This is a genomic window from Acinetobacter sp. GSS19, assembly GCF_028621895.1.
Classification (GTDB): Bacteria; Pseudomonadota; Gammaproteobacteria; order Pseudomonadales; family Moraxellaceae; genus Acinetobacter.
In genome coordinates, this window is record NZ_CP117520.1 from 1,441,797 (window position 1) to 1,460,354 (window position 18,558).

General features: G+C 44.2%; 17 protein-coding genes. 7 read left to right on the forward strand and 10 right to left on the reverse strand.

The features are described from left to right. The first annotated feature begins 114 nt into the window (after positions 1-114). The 3 genes from PGW99_RS06945 to PGW99_RS06955 are packed head-to-tail and all read left to right on the forward strand — an operon-like array spanning position 115 to position 1,495. A complete protein-coding gene (locus PGW99_RS06945) occupies positions 115-480 on the forward strand; it encodes a DUF423 domain-containing protein (RefSeq protein WP_273776850.1) in 366 nt (121 codons plus the stop codon). Positions 481-497: 17 nt separating this feature from the next. Next, positions 498-695 carry a sulfur carrier protein ThiS gene (thiS, locus tag PGW99_RS06950; protein ID WP_273776851.1) on the forward strand — a complete coding sequence of 66 codons (198 nt, stop codon included), beginning with the start codon at positions 498-500 and terminating at the stop codon, positions 693-695. 14 nt (positions 696-709) lie between these two features. Beyond that, a complete protein-coding gene (locus PGW99_RS06955; RefSeq protein WP_273776852.1) occupies positions 710-1,495 on the forward strand; it encodes a thiazole synthase in 786 nt (261 codons plus the stop codon). Between the two features lie 54 nt (positions 1,496-1,549). Here the strand turns inward: PGW99_RS06955 and PGW99_RS06960 are convergent, their stop codons facing one another. After that, positions 1,550-2,161 (reverse strand): glutathione binding-like protein, encoded by a 612-nt coding sequence (locus PGW99_RS06960; protein WP_273776853.1) that lies wholly within the window; start codon positions 2,159-2,161, stop codon positions 1,550-1,552. Between the two features lie 456 nt (positions 2,162-2,617). On the opposite strand from PGW99_RS06960, the gene trmB reads away from it, so the two are divergent. Continuing rightward, a complete protein-coding gene (gene trmB, locus PGW99_RS06965; RefSeq protein ID WP_273776854.1) occupies positions 2,618-3,334 on the forward strand; it encodes a tRNA (guanosine(46)-N7)-methyltransferase TrmB in 717 nt (238 codons plus the stop codon). Here the strand turns inward: trmB and PGW99_RS06970 are convergent. The 6 genes from PGW99_RS06970 to PGW99_RS06995 form a co-directional block, all read right to left on the reverse strand. Then, entirely contained in the window at positions 3,318-4,109 is a 792-nt protein-coding gene (locus tag PGW99_RS06970) for a Rossmann-like and DUF2520 domain-containing protein (protein WP_273776855.1), read from the reverse strand. The two genes, trmB and PGW99_RS06970, sit on opposite strands and share 17 nt — an antisense overlap. Positions 4,110-4,183: 74 nt before the next feature. Beyond that, positions 4,184-5,689: an OmpA family protein gene (locus PGW99_RS06975; RefSeq protein ID WP_273776856.1), complete on the reverse strand. Its 1,506-nt coding sequence runs from the start codon at positions 5,687-5,689 to the stop codon at positions 4,184-4,186. Positions 5,690-5,873: 184 nt separating this feature from the next. Further along, on the reverse strand, positions 5,874-7,112 hold the full coding sequence (locus PGW99_RS06980) for a dihydroorotase (protein ID WP_273776857.1): 1,239 nt from the start codon (positions 7,110-7,112) through the stop codon (positions 5,874-5,876). Between the two features lie 11 nt (positions 7,113-7,123). Further along, the gene (locus tag PGW99_RS06985) at positions 7,124-8,140 is read right to left on the reverse strand and encodes an aspartate carbamoyltransferase catalytic subunit (RefSeq protein WP_273776858.1); all 1,017 of its coding nucleotides are present in this window, start codon (positions 8,138-8,140) and stop codon (positions 7,124-7,126) included. A 222-nt stretch (positions 8,141-8,362) separates the two neighbouring features. Next, positions 8,363-8,710 (reverse strand): hypothetical protein, encoded by a 348-nt coding sequence (locus PGW99_RS06990; RefSeq protein ID WP_273776859.1) that lies wholly within the window; start codon positions 8,708-8,710, stop codon positions 8,363-8,365. Positions 8,711-8,893: 183 nt separating this feature from the next. Continuing rightward, on the reverse strand, positions 8,894-9,187 hold the full coding sequence (locus PGW99_RS06995) for a hypothetical protein (protein ID WP_273776860.1): 294 nt from the start codon (positions 9,185-9,187) through the stop codon (positions 8,894-8,896). 252 nt (positions 9,188-9,439) lie between these two features. On the opposite strand from PGW99_RS06995, the gene rlmKL reads away from it, so the two are divergent. After that, a complete protein-coding gene (gene rlmKL / locus PGW99_RS07000) occupies positions 9,440-11,644 on the forward strand; it encodes a bifunctional 23S rRNA (guanine(2069)-N(7))-methyltransferase RlmK/23S rRNA (guanine(2445)-N(2))-methyltransferase RlmL (RefSeq protein WP_273776861.1) in 2,205 nt (734 codons plus the stop codon). Positions 11,645-11,697: 53 nt separating this feature from the next. Here rlmKL and PGW99_RS07005 read toward each other — a convergent pair whose 3' ends face one another. The 3 genes from PGW99_RS07005 to PGW99_RS07015 all read right to left on the reverse strand — a co-directional run bounded on the left by PGW99_RS07005 (position 11,698) and on the right by PGW99_RS07015 (position 16,410). Next, the gene (locus PGW99_RS07005; RefSeq protein WP_273776862.1) at positions 11,698-12,984 is read right to left on the reverse strand and encodes a DUF945 family protein; all 1,287 of its coding nucleotides are present in this window, start codon (positions 12,982-12,984) and stop codon (positions 11,698-11,700) included. Positions 12,985-13,166: 182 nt separating this feature from the next. Then, the gene (gene clpB / locus PGW99_RS07010; RefSeq protein WP_273776863.1) at positions 13,167-15,746 is read right to left on the reverse strand and encodes an ATP-dependent chaperone ClpB; all 2,580 of its coding nucleotides are present in this window, start codon (positions 15,744-15,746) and stop codon (positions 13,167-13,169) included. 241 nt (positions 15,747-15,987) lie between these two features. Continuing rightward, positions 15,988-16,410, reverse strand: coding sequence for an OsmC family protein (locus PGW99_RS07015; RefSeq protein ID WP_273776864.1), 423 nt, complete (start codon positions 16,408-16,410; stop codon positions 15,988-15,990). A 151-nt stretch (positions 16,411-16,561) separates the two neighbouring features. On the opposite strand from PGW99_RS07015, the gene crp reads away from it, so the two are divergent. Both crp and PGW99_RS07025 read left to right on the forward strand, forming a co-directional pair. Beyond that, on the forward strand, positions 16,562-17,272 hold the full coding sequence (crp, locus tag PGW99_RS07020) for a cAMP-activated global transcriptional regulator CRP (RefSeq protein WP_273776865.1): 711 nt from the start codon (positions 16,562-16,564) through the stop codon (positions 17,270-17,272). 189 nt (positions 17,273-17,461) lie between these two features. After that, on the forward strand, positions 17,462-18,511 hold the full coding sequence (locus PGW99_RS07025) for an NADP(H)-dependent aldo-keto reductase (protein WP_273776866.1): 1,050 nt from the start codon (positions 17,462-17,464) through the stop codon (positions 18,509-18,511). The last annotated feature ends 47 nt before the right edge of the window (positions 18,512-18,558 follow it).

The following is an 18,558-nucleotide window of genomic DNA, read 5'->3' on the forward strand; positions in this document are numbered from 1 at the left end:
CGAGTCATCTCGGCTTTTTTTATGGGGCTGAACAACACAACCCGCTTTAACTCTTATCCTGCTCTTGCTTTTATGCTAAGGTAAGCCTCAAATTTTCTTGATCAAATTTGGCTTATGTGGATTGTCATTGCAGCCTTAAATCTGGCTTGCGCAGTCATGTTAGGCGCCTTTGGGGCACACGGCCTAAAAGCACGGGCAGATGAAGTGCAACTGGCGTGGTGGCAAACAGCAACAGATTATTTTTTCTACCATGCATTGGGATTACTCGCGCTTGGCATCTTGGTCAAAGTGATCCCTCAACTGCCCATTAAAGCAAGTTTCTGGTTGATCCAATTCGGTATCCTGTTGTTCTGTGGTTCCTTATACATCATGGCCTTGGGCTTACCACGCGGACTGGGAATGATCACCCCGCTTGGTGGTCTTCTCATGATTCTAGGCTGGCTGACTCTCGCCTGGAATGCTTATAAATACGCAAAATAAAGATGGAATCTTGAATCATGCACATTTATCTTAATGGCGAATTGACTGAAACTCAGTGTCAAAACCTGTTACAGCTGGTGCAGCAACTGGCACTTGAAGGCAAACGCTTTGCTGTAGAAAAAAATGAAATGATCATTTCTAAAAGCAAACTGGAACAAACGCCGATTTGTGATCAGGATCGTATAGAAGTTATTCACGCTGTCGGTGGCGGTTAATTCGGAGTTCTCCCATGCAAGACACCCCTCTTATTATCGGTTCACGTACCTTTCAATCACGTCTGCTGGTAGGTACAGGTAAATATAAAGATCTCACTGAAACCGATTTAGCCATTCAGGCCAGTGGTGCAGAAATTGTAACGGTTGCAATTCGCCGGGTAAACATTGGGCAGCACCCTGATCAGCCGAACTTGCTTTCAGTTATTCCTCCTGAGAAATATACCATCCTGCCAAACACTGCGGGCTGTTTTGATGCCAACAGTGCCATACGTACCTGTATGCTCGCGCGTGAATTATTAGATGGTCACAATCTGGTTAAGCTCGAAGTCTTGGGCGATGAAAAAACGCTTTATCCCAATATTACTGAAACCCTTAAAGCAGCACGCACCCTGATTGATGATGGCTTTGAGATTATGGTCTACACTTCAGATGACCCGATTGTTGCGCAAGAACTCGAAAGCATGGGTTGTGTAGCGATTATGCCACTAGGTAGCCTGATTGGTTCTGGTTTAGGAATTCTGAATCCACATACTATTTCGATCATTAAAGAAAATGCCAAAGTGCCCGTGCTCGTTGATGCTGGTGTAGGTACAGCCAGTGATGCTGCCATTGCCATGGAACTAGGCTGTGACGGCGTATTAATGAATACTGCGATTGCAGCAGCACAAAATCCAATTTTGATGGCTTCAGCGATGAAAAAAGCCGTAGAAGCTGGCCGTGAAGCTTTCTTGGCAGGTCGCATGCCGCGTAAACGTATGGCAAATGCCTCATCACCTGAAACAGGTTATTTCTTTAAATAAAAATTGTTTCCATAAAAAAAGAGCCATATTTCGGCTCTTTTTTATTGCCCACACCTAAGCAATCAGACCTTCATCGCGCATCGCGATCTGCACGGATTGACGCGCAGCCACTTTGTCACGCAGAGCATTAATATGGCTATACGGTGTTAAATCATGCTTGATATAGTGTGACCAGTTAGTAATCACAAATAAATACGCATCTGCCGGGCCAAAGTTATCATCCACTAGATAATCCGTGTCTGACTCACCAATGGTTTTATCGATATAGCTCAGCAGGCGGTCGATTTCTTTATAGGCTTTTTCTTTTTCTGGTTCAGTCAGTGGACCAGTGAAAAATACGGCATAGGCATCATGCAATTCCGAGTTCAAATAACCCAACCATTCCAATACCTTGGCACGTCCCAAACCTGATGGTGGGATCAGATCCTGCTTTGGATCATGCTGTGCCAGGAACGGTAAAATTGCCACTGCTTCTGTCAAAATCAAGCCCGGATTAATTTCCAATGCAGGTACATACCCTTTTGGGTTAATCTCGTAATAATTGGTGCCTTTTTCAGTGGTATGTGTTTTGAGATCTACACGCTCTAAGTCAAAATCAACATTAATTTCATTTAAAATAATATGGGCAGCCAATGAGCTTGCACCCGGCGAATAATAAAGTTTCATAAATGTTCCTTGTTATTACACTCTTCATGTTTTAAAACGCTTTTTTATGATTTACAAGCTAAGAACTTCATTCAATTACAAAAAACGTAAATGATAAAAATCTTTTATTTAAGCAATATCTAGTAAGCCAAGTATTTTTTCAAGTTAAGTTTTACTGTTTTGCTCAACAAATCGTTCATTGTGGCCATTTTAATACAGACTCTCAGATAACTAAGCACTAACCCACCACTATACAAGTCGGCGATTGCTGTGTTGTTGAAACCATGTTTTATTGTCGCAACCGAATACGACTATTTTATGAACATTATTTTCAGACCAAGAACCCAAAAATCTATTACTCCGTTTTTGGCTATCCAAAGCCGCTCATTTTTCGGAGCATCTGATTGCTTGAAAAGGTTTGACTTGCCCTGCCTAAGACTTAAAATACCGCTTTTCATTTTTTGAATTTCCAAGATTATGTCGACCGATCAATTAGACCCGCAAATTGTTGAGCTAGACAATTTGCATGAGCACCGTGAAATTGTGACTTTTATGCGTCGTTCATCGCCGCTAAATACCTCACAACGGACTGCGCTTGAACAGTATCGTGAACTGATTTTGGAATACCCTGTAGGTGACCTGCGCCAGCATTTTAAACATCCGGAGCGTCCTTTAACCGTGGAAATTGGTTTTGGAATGGGGCGTTCCCTAGTTTTGATGGCAAAAGCGAATCCTGAACGCAATTTTGTCGGTATTGAAGTGCATGTACCTGGTATTGCGCAATGTGTGTACGAAGCGGGAATGGCTGGTTTGAAAAACTTGCGTCTACTGGATGCAGATGCCATCCAAGTCTTACGTGAAATGCCGGATAACAGCATCAACTGCGTGCAGCTGTATTTCCCCGATCCTTGGCAGAAAAAACGTCATTTCAAACGTCGCTTTGTGGCCCATGAACGTATGGCGTTAGTCGAACAAAAACTAGAGCTTGGTGGTACTTTCCACGCTGCAACCGACTGGGAACCGTATGCAGAATGGATGCTCGATGTGTTAGACAACCGCCCGAATCTGGAAAACCTTGCAGGCAAAGGCAATAGCCACCCTCGCCCAGATTGGCGTCCTCAAACCAAGTTTGAACGTCGCGGGATTGAAGCAGGCCATAAGATTAATGACTTTATCTTCAAAAAGCTTCACTAGACTGCTCCGAGTGGTGGCGTTGCATGATGCCATCACTCATCAATCGATAAATACGTTGTAACTCGGGCTGCTGACTTAGCATCGCCTGATGCAAGTTCAGGATTTTTTTATCGCCCCGCATCGCCGGCCCTGTCTGCATATGTTGCGGTTCGTGCTGCGTGGCTTTATATGCAGTTTCCAGCATCAATGGATATAACAAGCTAAAATCCACCTGTTGCTGATCTATAATCTGCTTGGCTAGATCATAACAATAATTACTAAAATTGCAGGCAAACACAGCTGCCAGATGCAAGCTTAAGCGTTGTTGCGAACTATAGATATAAACGCGATCACTCAGTTGCTGAGCCAAATCATTTAAGGCCTGCTGATCCGCTTCAACAACAGCCTCCACAAAAATTGGCGTATTTAACCAATCAATTTCCCGCTGCAAACTAAATGTCTGCAAGGGATAAAATACACCTGAGCGCTGATGTTTCTGGCTTAACACCTGAAGCTCGGTACTTCCTGACGTATGCACAATCAAACTGTCTGGTATATAGCGATGCACCTTATCGATCACATCCGCAATCGCTGAATCACTCACGGCAATAACTACCAAATCCACAGACTGTAAAGACGCATAGTCCGTGATCCCTTGCGCAGCAACTCTATCGGCTAGGGCCTGTGCTTTAACCAGATCACGGCCATAAATTTGAACGATCGTCTGTCCCACAAGGTTTAATTTTTGCGCCAAATGATGTGCAACCCGACCTGTTCCAATAATGGAAATTTTCATGGTTATTCTCCAGTTTCGAATAACTTAGCAGGTCTGGCTCAAAAAAAAAGCCCCGTACCAACAGGGCGTTCATTTTATGATACTTTGATGGGTTTCACCGCGGCCTCTGTTACTTCACTGACCTTGCCGGTTTCGGTATTCTCGACCTTGAATTCAATACGACGATTTTTAAATCGTCCCTCATCCGTTGCATTGTCGGCCACAGGTTGTTCTTCACCATAACCCAGCACACTGATTTTATTAACCTCTACACCCTGATGGACAAAATATTCCGCTACGGCACGTGCACGTTGCTGAGAGAGTACTTTATTCTGTTGGGCATCACCTTCAGCATCAGTATGCCCCATAATCGTGACATGAACATTCGGTACACGCTGGATCAGCACCGCGGCTTGGGTTAATACAGATTTATTCAGTTCAGGAATCTTGGCCGACCCACTATCGAAATTGATAATCTGCATATTCAGCGCAGTGGCAATATCCAAGGGTCTGAGCTGATTGACATCAAGCTGAGCCAACGCCTGTTCTGCTCGCTCCACACTACTATAAATTGCAGCATTTTGTTGCTGGTCCTGTTTCATTGTTTCCGCAGCATCGAGTTGGGGTGGAACTACACGTACCTGCATATTTGGGGTCAGTTGCTGAATTTCACGGGCAATCGCCTGCGCGCGGGCATTGTTTGAAGATTGAATCAGAATCTCTGTTCCTTGCCACGTCAGCATAATATTGGGCACATCTTTCAATAATTTCAATACGCTCGGCAAGGCATCCTGATTGATAAAGGTTTGATGGTATTTACTTTGATGATCTGCACCACACCCATTGGCATGATTAAAAATCTGTTTTACCTGCCCCTGTAAAATTTCGATATAGTTTAAGTCACCCGAGTAAATTCGGCAGGTGACCAATTCTCCCTGATGCCCCATAGAAATCTGGAACATCGCAGGCTGCGTACCCACCACCGAGGTTGCTGTGGTGGATTCAACTTCCCGCCGTTGGTCACATGCACGCAACAAAAATGCCAGAAGAAATGCAAAAATCAGTAATCCCAGCACGGCAAACAGCCATCCAGAACGTGCCTTTTCCTGCTGGATTTCAGTAACAATAGCTTGGCTAGGCAATACATCAACAGTTTCAATGGTTTCGGTCTGTGCTCCAAGCACACTGAGCAGTATAGTCGCCCACTCCGGTAAAGCTTGCTGAATCTCTGCAGCATGCTGCTGGAGTAAATGTTCAATCGCGATTGCATCACGATTACCCGCTTGCTCAGCCAAAAGCGTAAGCGTGGGCGCGATAGACTGATTTAATACGGCTGCAATTTCTGCTTGAGGTACTGTAGCACTCACCTGTTGTAAAAACTGTTGCTGAATGACGGGATGTCCCTGAAACACGTCGGAAAGTGTCGGTTTTAAATGGTTCTGTAAAGTTTCAATCCTCTCAGGATAAGCATGTAGAATACTCAAAAAAACGGGATAAAATGCAGATAAGGCCTGACTCTTGACGAGTAAATTCTGACTGTCACCTTCCAACACCATGGCAGACACGTGTTGTTTTAAAAAATCAATAAGGTTCAAACTCATGCGTATCTCCTCGCACTGGTCTATTTTTATTATGCTGAATTTGATTGTTTTTTATTCTATTTGACAAAATGCAACGAATACCAATAAAAGTGTTCAGTAGTAACAAAACTTCGCTAAGACCCCAACAAAACTACTGCACATAAAAAAAGCCAGCCGAAGCTGACTTTTCAAGCAAAATATCAGATTATGCTGGAATAAAAGTCTGTAACACTTTACCTGTCAAGGTATGCTGCAACAGCGGTGTATTTTTACCTTGTGACAAGATATTCTCTTTATTCACCACCCAGTTCAGTTCTGGATCGACCAGCACCCAACCTGCTTGCTGCTGCCAACGCTCAAACATATTGGCTACTTTTGCTGGTGCCAGAGTCACTTTTTCCACCCATTCCAATGGCGTGAACAAGCCTTCACGCACCAGTTGCACACCTAATGCTACATAGGTATCAAAAGCACTGATGCCTGGTTGAGTCTCGGCAAAAGGTGCCATTTTTGCTGAACTCGACAATGGCTCATGATGCGTACAGATCGCATCGATCACACCATCTTTAAGCGCTTGACGCAACAGATTTTTGTCCTGTTCTGAGCGTAAAGGTGGACGCACATGCGCCAGCGCATTAAAACCATCAATTAATTGTTCAGTTAAATGCAGTTGATGCATCGCAACATCCGCTGTCACGAGTAAGCCTTTTGCTTTGGCAGCCTTAATCAGTTCAACCGATGCACCGCAAGACAGCAAACCAAAGTGAGCACGGACACCTGTCGCTTCAATCATCAACAAATATTTCGCAATCGCGATGGTTTCCGCTATCGCTGGAATCATCGGTAAGCCCTGACGTGAAGCGATAAAGCCCTCGTGTACACAGCCATCTTTGGCAATTTGAGGCTCTTCTGCGTAAAACACAACCGTCAAGCCCAAACCTGCTGCGTATTCGAGGGTACGGATCACCACATCATCATCCGCAAATGCCGCATTGGCATTGGAAACTGCACTACAGCCTCCTTTTTTCAATCCTGCCATATTGGCTGGTTGTTTACCATTCAGGCCCTGAGTTTGCGCACCAATAATGTCCAGATAAATACCACCATCGAGCATGGCTTTTTCCTGCAAGCCATGAATCAGTGCGCCATTGTCCTGCACAATTGGCTTAGAATCAGGTGGTGCAATCACATGCAGAATGCCATTCTCACGTGCAGCACGACCTTCAGATTTCAGCGTACCATGCTGCTGTTGACCTGGCTCACGCAAACGGGCACACAAATCCACCATGGTCGGCATCAACCATTTGCCCTGACCATCAATCGTTTCATCAACCTGTGCAGTAGCGGCAACCTGTTGACCATTTTGCAAATAAACGGTTTGTACTGTGTCGGTGTTCTGGATCGGATCTAACACACGGACATTTTCAATTTTTACAATACTCATGTGAACCATCCTCAAACCGCAATTGCTTCAATTAAACCTTGTGCCTGTAATTGGCCCTGCATCGACAAAGCCAACACTGCCATACGCACCGCAATACCATTGGTCACCTGTTTTAGAATCACCGACTGTGGTCCATCTGCGATGCTTGAATCGATTTCAACACCACGATTCATCGGTCCCGGATGCATTACGATACAGTCAGGTTTCGCCAAGGCAAGACGCTCTTTATTGAGTCCATACATTTTGTAGAATTCAGATTGAGACGCAAGTGCGGGTGAGTCGATACGCTCATTCTGGATGCGTAAAGCAATAATCACATCACAATCACGCACACCTTCATCCATGTTGTTGAATAAACGAACATGTTCACCATATTCATCAAAGCCAACAGGCAACAAGGTATTTGGCGCAATCACTCGAATATCTTTACACCCTAGAGTCTGTAAAGCGGCCACATCCGAACGCGCCACACGTGAGTGTTTAATATCGCCAATAATGGCCACACTCAAGGCTTCAAAGGGCTTTTTCGTTTCACGGCGAATGGTCAACATATCCAACATGGCTTGGGTTGGGTGTGCATGGCGGCCATCACCCGCGTTAATGATCGCGACATTTGGACAAACCGTGTTGGCAATAAAATGTGCAGCGCCAGAAGAAGAATGGCGCACCACAAATATATCAGCCGCCATCGCTTCAAGATTCCATAGCGTATCGCGCAGTGTTTCCCCTTTTGAGGTACTTGAACGTGCAATATCAATATTCAATACATTGGCTGACAGGCGTTTGGCCGCAGCTTCAAAAGTCGTACGGGTACGAGTTGAGTTTTCAAAAAACAGGTTCATGACTGTCCGGCCTTCAAGCAGCGGACGGTTGATCAGATTATTATTATCATCAAGAAAACTTTGAGCCGTATCTAGAATTTTTGTGAGATTCTCTTTAGACAAGCCCTCAATCGTCAAGAAATGCTTGAGATTGCCATGCTGGTTGAGCTGAATCTGGCTAGGTTGATGCAAGGCCGCAATATGCATAATGGATTCCTATAGGTCGAATCGCGAAAACGTGCATAGTGTAGCCCAAATCTATCTTTTTCGCAGAAGAACTTTGCGTGCTTTGACAGCAAACGATAAGACAATCGTTGAATAGACCCGATAGGATTTATAGTTGATATTCATCAGGAAAAGTAGCAACTGAGCAATACAAAAGAATTTGATTAGGCCTTAAACCACCTAGATTATTTAAGGCCTTGGGTGCTAGCGCAATGCACCAATATAGTGATGCGATACCTGTGCCTGATAGATTTCTTCTGGACTAGGCTCAGTATCATATGCAGCGCTTGGTGCTGCAGCTGTTTGCTCAGCAAATGGATGATCCGATGATAATTGCATCACCGCCGTTAAACGCTCGACATAACGTGCCAGCTCTTCATCTTGTGTGGCAAGTGCCAGTTGTATCACATGGCGGGCGTAGCTTGGATTTTCAGCCAGATAGATGGCATCCACCACACGACCTGTGACACGTCTGAGCCGAACATAAATCTGTGTAGCAATTGAAAAAGATTCGCTGTTTGCCACAAATCCATGACTGATTGCTTGTTTCATTCGACCGTTCCCCATGAAATAAAAAATAATCAAAATGGTTAAAAACAATGGTCATCATTGGGGGCTTGAATCCCCTTAGATGTCAGTTTTTATTTAGCAAAATACATACCAATTTAATATTTTTTGATCAGAATCACGATCTGGATGTCCTGTCAGCAGATTATCCTGTCCGATAAACAGTTTTTAAAACATACTAAAACTTTTCACTACTTCTGCTTCAGTCAATTGAGAGTTTTTCACTTCAGTTTTAGCAGTAGGTTGTGAGTTTAAACCCATCACCACACCTAGTCGCGTCACTTGTTGTGCGAGTTCAGGATCACCCGTAGCCAAGGCTAAATCCGTCACATAACGTGCATATTCCGTATTTTCAGCCAGGTACATAGCATCAATCACACGCCCACTGACACGACGTAATCGCACATAAATCTGTGTGGCAATTGAAAAAGATTCCGTATGTGCCAACATTCCATTGCTCATGCTAGATTCCATGATTTTTTCGTTCCTCTACAATTAAAATTATTAAAAAGTCGTTCAACTGTGCCAGTTTATGCAACATTCCCCACTGGCGAAATCAATTATATTCAGATTAATAGCAAATTCCACTGTAATTTCATTCATTTAGATGAGTGACAAAACAAACATGCAGCTCAATAATTTCCAAAGCTTTACACAGCGAAATACGTTAAACTTTGCCAAGTTAATAGTTATAAGCTTTGGTTTACCTCATTTATGAATACGTCTTCACGTTTAAACACCTATTGGGTTACTTGTGCCGATGGTCTGGAACAACTGCTCGAGGAAGAAATCGAACAACTCGGGAGCAAAGTGACCGAACGTAAAGCCGGACGTTTAATCATTGAAGGAACCCTAGAAACAGCTTATCGCATTTGTATGTGGTCACGTCTGGCATCGCGTGTGCTGTTACCTATCCATACCTATGAGTTGGAACGTACCCACGATGCCCGTGATGTCGCAGAAGAACTCTACGAAGGTGCAATCAGTTTTGACTGGTCACTGATTTTTGCACCACAAAGTACCTTTGCCATCCGTTTGCATGTTGAGCGCGAAATCAAAGTTAATTCCCAATTTGCGACTTTACGGGTCAAAGATGGTGTTGTTGATGCCTTTATGGAAGCGGTTGGCCGTCGTCCGAGCATTGATACCAAACAACCTGAAATTACGCTGTATGTCCTTGCAGGTAAAACTGAACATACCTACTGTCTGGATCTTTCGGGTGATTCGTTGCACAAACGTGGCTATCGCCGTTATATGACCGATGCGCCGATCAAAGAAAACCTGGCTGCAGCCATTTTGCAAAAGGCCAAGTTAAAAGAACTCAACCCTGACATCATTCTGGATCCAATGTGTGGTTCAGGTACTTTCATTATCGAAGCCTTACTGATTCTGACCGACCGCGCACCGGGTCTGGTTCGCCGCTTTGGTTTTAATGGCTGGCATGGACATGACCGTGAATTGTGGTTAAAACTCAAATCTGAGGCTGCTGAACGTCATGAACAAGCATTGGCTCAGCCTTTACCTCAATTTTATGCCTTTGATGCAGATTGGGAAGCGATTAAAGCCACTCGCCAAAATATCATGGCTGCAGGTTTTGAAAAGCTGCTCGATCGTATTCAGATTGAAGAACGTACGCTGGCAGACTGGCCGGATTTCAACGCTGAAGGTAAAAAAGCGCTGATTGTGACTAACCCGCCTTATGGCGAACGTCTCGGTGACAAAGCTTCTAACCGCGCCTTATATCTGGGCTTATCTGCGTTGTTACAACAACATTTCCCGAACCAGCATGCCGCGATTATTGCTGCCCAGATTGAACAGGCCGATGTGCTGGCTTTTTATGAGCCTCAAACCTTACGTTTGATGAACGGGAAACTTCCGATCTACATCCGTTTTGGCACCATCAAGCCTGCAACAGTCACTCAACCCTTCTTGGCCAACTGGCAACCTCAGCAGTTTGAACCGATTGAAGGGGCTGAAGATTTCAGTAACCGTTTGCAAAAGAACATGCAAACCCTGAAAAAATGGGCAGTCAAAGAAAATATTTACTGCTTACGTCTCTATGATGCGGATTTGCCAGACTTTAACTTGGCGGTCGACTTGTATGGTGATCGCCTGCATGTGCAAGAATATGCACCACCCAAAAAGATCGACCCAGAGAAAGCTAAAAAACGCTTTAATCTGGCTTTGGCTGCCATTCGCGCAGTGACCGGTTTGCCACGTGATGCAGTATTTATTAAAACCCGTGCACGTCAGGAAGGTAAAAGTCAGTACACAAAACAAAGTACCGCTTCTAAACGTTTTATTGTGCAGGAAGGTAAAGCCAAGATTCTAGTGAACTTAACCGATTATTTGGATACCGGTTTGTTCTTGGATCACCGTCAGATCCGTTTGCGTATTGCAAATGAAGCTCGTGGCAAACACTTCCTCAACTTGTACAGTTACACCTCAACCGCGAGCTTACATGCGGCTTTGGGTGGTGCTGCGAGTACGACGAGTGTCGATTTGTCTAACACCTATTTAAATTGGTCAAAAGAGAACTTCGTTCTCAATGGTTTAACTGTCGATCATGCCGATCAACAGCATCAATTCTTCGCAAGTGATTGTTTTGAATGGCTCAAAGAAGGCCATGAGCAATATGACCTGATCTTTATTGATCCGCCGACCTTTTCCAACTCGAAAAAGTTCTATGGAACGTTTGATGTACAACGCGATCATGTTTCATTACTTAAGCGCGCCATGAACCGTTTAACCAGTGACGGTACCCTGTACTTCTCTAACAACTACCGTGGTTTTGAGATGGATGAGGAAATTCCAGCCTTGTTTGATGTGGAAGAAATCACGCAAGACACCATTGGACCTGATTTTAAACGGAACCAAAAAATTCACCGTGCCTGGAGAATTCGTCATTACCAAGTGTAATGCATCGTTTAGAAATGCTTGTAAAAAGGCCGCTGATGCGGCCTTTTTCTTTATTATTCAGTTAAAAATTTCTTCTCGCCATACTTGTATTCAACTGCCATTTTCATGACATCACCTTCACGTTTGAGCTGGCCAGACTCCTGCATTTTTGTCAGCATATTTTCAATTTCCTGATCCGAACTCCCCCTGCCTTGGCCGAGTACGCCTTTCATCAATGCCGCAACCAGATTTTTATCAAATTGTAGTTCCGCGTTATACTCCAGCAAACGCGGCATCATCTTCCAAAGGCTCTCAAAATTCGCCTGATGACCAGGCATGACACGTCCATTGATCGTTGCTTTCGCAAAGCCTTGTTCAACTTTCATCTGGTTGTCTTTCGAGGCAAAAGCAAAGCCTTCATTCATCATTCCGACCAGAGCAGGTTCAAGTCGTTTTAGTAATGCATTCGCAGGCACACAGTTTTGTTCTGCATTTTTCAGCACTTGCAGAACCTCAAGCAACTTTCCTTGATGCACCTCATTCAGATCAAAATTAAATTTAACCTCACGTATACCCGATGTGCCTGGGAAACTCATTTCTTGTAAGCCGAAAGCCATCTGTGTATTAACGACCCGTTCAGTCAGCTCAGTTTGTGTTTCAAAATGCAGATTGCGCAATTCAGCCTGCCTAGATTTCTGTAGTCCTGTGCCTATGACTTTCATGCGTTCCAGACGCATCTCCGTCTTACCAGCCTCTAAAAGCTGCTGATTTAAACCTTGATCGGTTGCAAACTTAAGTCCAGACAATTGCAAATAAGACGTCTGGTCAGTTACAGTCAAATTTGGCATTTCCAGTTGCAGTTTAAGCAATTTAAACTCTTGCTCTTTTGGCTTACCTTGTATCGTTAACCGCACCGGATCCAAAATGACTTGGAGATTATTGAGTTTCTGACTGATAGCCGGTGTGGTGAGCGTAGTCTGGGTCTGGCCGGTCCAAGTGATACGTGTATCTGCCTGTAGGGGTACTTCAAATAATTTTTGTACCGATGGCTCTGCCTGAATCAGCTTAATCTGAGAGTGAATGCGATAACCATCCCAGCTCCGGTGAATCTGATCCTGCCCTTGAAAGCGGATGACCTCATTCGGCTTACAGGGATCGAGACGTAATTGTGCATGCCAATCTGCTTGCCCGCGTAAAAGCCCCATTTCAAAATTCTGATACTGTACTGAAAATTTTTCCGATTGAGGAATGACATCCTGCTGATAAAAGGATTTCAAACTTTGGGCGGTATATAAATGTCCACCCACCGCTGTTGCACTTAGTGCAATGATTACCCCCACACCCCATTTTAATTTAGACATATTGAACTCTGATTGTTTATTTATTGTTCATACCAAGTATAAATTAAAAAGCACAAATCACAATTGTTTTATAAATAAACAACTTATCTGGGCTTTTAAAGAGACTTTCCTGACTGAATGATCGATTTTTAAAAGCAGCAATAAAAAACCTGGCCGTAGCCAGGTTTCTTTATTGCTGTAGTTTAGTGCACTTTCAATTTATCAAAGACCAAGCCATGCGCATCGGATTTCACCACGATGGTATCTCCAGCCACAAACTCTCCAGCCAGAATTTTTTGCGCTAGCGTGTTTTCAAGCTGTTGCTGGATGGCACGTTTCAACGGACGTGCACCATAAACGGGATCGAAACCTGCATCAATCAACAGATCAAATGCACTATCATCCACTTCAAGTTTCAGATCACGCTCGCTGAGACGTGCACGCAAACGCCCCAACTGAATATCGGCAATACCACGAATTTGCACTTTTTTCAGTGAATGGAAGATCACTAACTCATCGATACGGTTGATAAATTCCGGACGGAAATGCTGGCTCACAGCACTCATCACCACGGTACGTACTTCATCTTCAGTTGCACCATCACCGAGTTCACGTACATCATGCGAACCTAGATTCGAGGTCATGACAATCACCGTGTTTTTAAAGTCAACAACACGACCTTGCGAATCAGTAAGTCGGCCATCATCCAGCACTTGAAGCAAGATATTGAACACATCAGGATGAGCTTTCTCAACTTCATCGAATAACACGACACTGTAAGGTTTGCGGCGGACGGCTTCGGTCAAGACACCACCTTCTTCATAACCCACATAACCTGGAGGAGCACCGACTAAACGGCTGACACTATGTTTCTCCATGAATTCACTCATGTCGATGCGGATCATGGCATCATCACTGTCAAACAGGAAGTTCGCCAAAGCTTTGGTCAACTCGGTTTTACCCACACCTGTCGGGCCGAGGAACAGGAATGAGCCGCTCGGACGGTTTGGATCCGACAAGCCAGCACGTGAACGGCGTACCGCATTCGAGACTGCTACTACAGCTTCATCCTGGCCAACCACACGGTTGTGCAAGAACTCTTCCATATGCAAGAGCTTTTCGCGTTCACCTTGCAGCATTTTTGCCACAGGAATACCGGTTGCGGCACTCACAACTTCAGCAATTTCATTGTCTGTCACTTTGTGGCGCAACAGCTTGAACTCTTCCACTTCTTCAGCGTTTTCATCCAGCTCAAGCTGCTTTTCCAGCTCAGGAATCACGCCATATTGCAATCGTGCCATTTCCGCCAGATCATTCTCACGCTGGGCTTTTTGCAAAGCCACGCGAGCCTGATCCAACTGAGCCTGAATCTGCTTATCACCTTCTACCAGCATTTTTTCAGCTTTCCACACCTCTTCCAAGTCATTGTATTCTTTCTGAACTTCAACGATCTGTTTCTCGAGATGAGCAACTTCTGCCTTGCTGCCGACATCTTCATCTTTTTGAACTGCTGCAAGCTGCATCTTGAGCTGGATCAATCGACGATCAAGCTTATCCAAAGCTTCAGGCTTGGAATCTAACTCCATCTTGATCCGAGAAGCGGCTTCATCAATCAGGTCAATCGCCTTGTCAGGTAACTGACGGTCTGTGATATAACGGTGTGACATTTTGGCTGCAGCAATGATAGCTGAATCCAAAATTTTTACCCCGTGATGCACCTCATAGCGCTCTTTCAAACCACGCAAAATGGCAATGGTGTCTTCAACACTTGGTTCATCCACCAGTACTTTCTGGAAACGTCGCTCAAGCGCAGCATCTTTTTCAATATACTGACGATATTCATCGAGTGTGGTTGCACCGACACAACGCAACTCACCACGTGCCAGAGCCGGTTTCAGCATGTTGCCAGCATCCATCGCACCATCGGCTTTACCCGCACCCACCAGTGTATGCAGCTCATCGATAAACAGGATGATTTCGCCTTCATGCTTGGCTAGATCTTTCAATACCGCTTTGAGGCGTTCTTCAAATTCACCACGATATTTGGCACCTGCAAGCAAAGAACCTAAATCCAGCGACAAGACACGTTTATTCTTAAGGCTCTCTGGCACTTCGCCATTGACGATGCGCTGTGCTAGACCTTCCACAATCGCGGTTTTACCCACGCCCGGTTCACCAATCAGCACCGGGTTGTTTTTGGTACGGCGTGAAAGCACCTGAATGGTACGGCGAATTTCATCATCACGGCCAATCACCGGATCAAGCTTGCCTGATAAGGCACGTTCAGTCAGATCAATGGTGTACTTGTTCAATGAGTCGCGTTGTTCTTCGTGCGTATTGCTCATGACTTTTTCATCACCTCGAATTTTTTCAATCACTTGGCGCAAAGCATTTGCTGTCACGCCAGCACTGTTTAAAATACTTTGCGTCTTGCCGGTTTCTGCCAGAGCAAGTATGACCCAATCAGTAGATAAAAACTCATCTCCAGCTTTTTGGGCATAACGGTCCGCCAAATTCAACACCTTGACTGCTTCAGGATTAAGATTGACATCCCCCGTTGGACTGGACAAGGTTGCAGCATCGTTTAAAGCCTGTTCAAGTTTCTGCTGTAGTTCACGCAAGTTGGCACCCGCCTGCTGCAATAAACTCACGTTTGAAGGCTCTTCAAGAAGCGTGCTGAGTATGTGAATTCCTTCAATCGCAGTGTGATCTTTCCCTACAGCGAGTGACTGAGCATCCGATAAAGCTTGTTGCAAGCGGTTTGTGAACTTTTCAAATCGCATTGTTATTATTCCTCATAAGAGATTCTGTACTTGTGTAATACATGGGAATGTATTGTTATTTTTCAAATAAATTTTTAAATATTTTTCAAAATCTTAGAATAAAAATTCAGGTATTCTTTAGTTATAATATGTAGGTTATCTTTAAAATTTTCAAGCCCAGCAAGCGCGATTAATTAAGATTTTCACGCCATAAAAAAGCCAATCCTCAAGATCAGCTTTTTTTTACAAGCACAGCGCTGATTTATTCAGCTTCGATAATTTCGAAATCATGGGTAATTTCAACACCGCCATCAGAAAGCATTTTACTCGCTGAACAGTATTTCTCAGCAGAGAGCTCAACAGCTTTCGCTACCTGTTTCTCTTTGACACCTTTACCCGTCACGACAAAGTGCAAATGAATTTTAGTGAATACCGCCGGAATGCTATCCGCGCGTTCTGCTTTTAGCTGACACACAACATCCGTCACATCTTGGCGAGATTTCTTTAAAATGGTCACAATATCAAACGAAGCACACCCACCAAGTCCCATTAAGATCAGCTCCATAGGACGTGGACCACGGTTTTCACCACCATACTCTGGAGAGCCATCCATGATTACACTATGACCACTTTCTGATTTTGCTTCAAAAGCAACATTCTCTAGCCAATGAACACTTGTTTGCATTGCAACTACCTAAAAAAAGCTATAAATTTACGGGCGTACCTGTACACTAACATAAAATGAGTTGATAAGGAATTTCACCTCTTCTTCGGTGTGTCAAGTTCACTTTAGGTCTTGTGCGATCTAACTTTTATCCAACTCGGAATTTTTAAGCATGACTGCAAACTTTTCACAACTTAGTACCGATGCTTTGTCTCCCGGCCAATTACCAGAATCAGTCAAGGCATTATTAAAACGCGCGTATATTAACCGCTATCCAAAACGTACCACTATTGTTGATGCAGGAACAGAGTCAAAATCTTTATATCTAATTTTAAAAGGTTCTGTTTCCATCATTTTGCGGGAAGATGATGACCGCGAAATCGTAGTGGCATATTTGAATCCTGGGGATTTTTTTGGGGAAATGGGATTATTTGAGGCCAATCCACAACGTACTGCTGAAGTGCGTACACGTGATGTGTGTGAGATTGCCGAAGTCAGCTATGACAACTTCCATGAGCTCAGCAAACAATACCCGGATTTGAGCTATGCGGTGTTTGCACAGCTGGTGCGTCGTTTAAAAAATACGACACGTAAAGTCACTGACTTAGCCTTTATCGATGTTTCTGGACGTATCGCACGCTGCCTGATTGAGCTATCCTCACAACCAGAAGCGATGATTTTGCCAAATGGCCGCCAGATTCGCATTACCCGTCAAGAAATTGGCCGTATTGTTGGCTGTTCACGTGAAATGGTTGGCCGCGTTCTGAAGACCCTCGAAGAGCAGGGTATGATTCAGACAGATGGTAAAGCCATCTTGATCTTCGATAGTTCGCTTGAAGAAAATGAAGCCGTGGCGGAAGAAGAATATGAGTTTGAAGAATAAGATTTTCAAATCTCAAAAAAAAAAGCAAATCTCCGGATTTGCTTTTTTTTATGGCTAAACCCAACTCAAGCACGATGAACCAAAACACATCGTAACTTTGACAATTTTGTACAAGCTTTGCGATATTGATGATTTATCAATACGCCGTGAATACTTTATCTTAGAGCAACAACAAAATAAGGGATCAGAATGAAATATAATCCACTTGCCCATACCGGCATCCAGCTGCCTGAAATCTGTTTAGGTACCATGACTTTTGGTGAGCAAAACACGCAAGCAGAAGCCTTTGCACAGCTTCGTTATGCGCTCGATCAGGGGCTGTATTTCTGGGACACGGCAGAAATGTATCCAGTTCCACCAAAACCGGAAACACAAGGCCGTACTGAAGAAATTTTAGGTCACTGGATCCAACAGAATGGTGGACGCGAGCAGCTATTTATTGCCTCCAAAATTGCAGGGCCTCAGCAAGGCGGCAGCCACATCCGTGATGGACATACCCGCTTTACTGCAACAGAAATTGAAAGCGCGATTACCGGCTCACTGCAACGTTTGCGCACGGATTATATTGATCTCTATCAGTTGCATTGGCCGCAACGTCCAACCAACTTCTTTGGTCAACTGGGTTATACGAACCAACACGCCGCGAGCGACCTAGAGATTACCCCTTTAGAGGAAACGCTTACCGCCTTACATCAGGAAATTAAAAAAGGCCGTATACGCTACATTGGCCTGTCTAATGAAACACCGTGGGGAACACTGAAATTTTTACAACTGGCCGAAAAACTCGGTTTAAGCAAATTTGTCAGTGTACAAAATCCTTATAACCTGCTGAACCGCACTTATGAAATCGGAATGTCAGAGATTGCCCATTATGAAGGGGTCGGTTTACTCGCTTATTCTCCGCTCGCTTTTGGTTATTTAACCGGTAAATTCCGTCATGGTGCACGACCGGCCAATGCACGGGTAACATTATTTTCACGCTTCAGCCGTTACAACAACCCACAAAGTGAATGGGCCACTGAACAATATGCACAGTTAGCAGAAAAGCATGGCTTAACTTTAACCCAACTGGCATTAGCCTTTATTAAGCAACAGTTCTTCGTGACGTCGACTATCATTGGTGCAACCAGTTTAGATCAGTTAAAAGAAAACATCGCAGCATTTGAAATCGAATTGAATCCAGAAGTCTTACAGGGGATTGAGGCTATTCACATACAACAGCCCAATCCGGCTCCCTAAGAATAAAAAAGGATGCTCAAAGGCATCCTTTTTTATTCTTAGGGCTA

Coding starts and splice junctions, on each gene's coding strand:
- PGW99_RS06945 (WP_273776850.1), top strand. CDS start 115: ATGTGGATTGTCATTGCAGCCTTAAATCTGGCTTGCGCAGTCATGTTA.
- thiS (WP_273776851.1), top strand. CDS start 498: ATGCACATTTATCTTAATGGCGAATTGACTGAAACTCAGTGTCAAAAC.
- PGW99_RS06955 (WP_273776852.1), top strand. CDS start 710: ATGCAAGACACCCCTCTTATTATCGGTTCACGTACCTTTCAATCACGT.
- PGW99_RS06960 (WP_273776853.1), bottom strand. CDS start 2,161: ATGAAACTTTATTATTCGCCGGGTGCAAGCTCATTGGCTGCCCATATT.
- trmB (WP_273776854.1), top strand. CDS start 2,618: ATGTCGACCGATCAATTAGACCCGCAAATTGTTGAGCTAGACAATTTG.
- PGW99_RS06970 (WP_273776855.1), bottom strand. CDS start 4,109: ATGAAAATTTCCATTATTGGAACAGGTCGGGTTGCACATCATTTGGCG.
- PGW99_RS06975 (WP_273776856.1), bottom strand. CDS start 5,689: ATGAGTTTGAACCTTATTGATTTTTTAAAACAACACGTGTCTGCCATG.
- PGW99_RS06980 (WP_273776857.1), bottom strand. CDS start 7,112: ATGAGTATTGTAAAAATTGAAAATGTCCGTGTGTTAGATCCGATCCAG.
- PGW99_RS06985 (WP_273776858.1), bottom strand. CDS start 8,140: ATGCATATTGCGGCCTTGCATCAACCTAGCCAGATTCAGCTCAACCAG.
- PGW99_RS06990 (WP_273776859.1), bottom strand. CDS start 8,710: ATGAAACAAGCAATCAGTCATGGATTTGTGGCAAACAGCGAATCTTTT.
- PGW99_RS06995 (WP_273776860.1), bottom strand. CDS start 9,187: ATGAGCAATGGAATGTTGGCACATACGGAATCTTTTTCAATTGCCACA.
- rlmKL (WP_273776861.1), top strand. CDS start 9,440: ATGAATACGTCTTCACGTTTAAACACCTATTGGGTTACTTGTGCCGAT.
- PGW99_RS07005 (WP_273776862.1), bottom strand. CDS start 12,984: ATGTCTAAATTAAAATGGGGTGTGGGGGTAATCATTGCACTAAGTGCA.
- clpB (WP_273776863.1), bottom strand. CDS start 15,746: ATGCGATTTGAAAAGTTCACAAACCGCTTGCAACAAGCTTTATCGGAT.
- PGW99_RS07015 (WP_273776864.1), bottom strand. CDS start 16,410: ATGCAAACAAGTGTTCATTGGCTAGAGAATGTTGCTTTTGAAGCAAAA.
- crp (WP_273776865.1), top strand. CDS start 16,562: ATGACTGCAAACTTTTCACAACTTAGTACCGATGCTTTGTCTCCCGGC.
- PGW99_RS07025 (WP_273776866.1), top strand. CDS start 17,462: ATGAAATATAATCCACTTGCCCATACCGGCATCCAGCTGCCTGAAATC.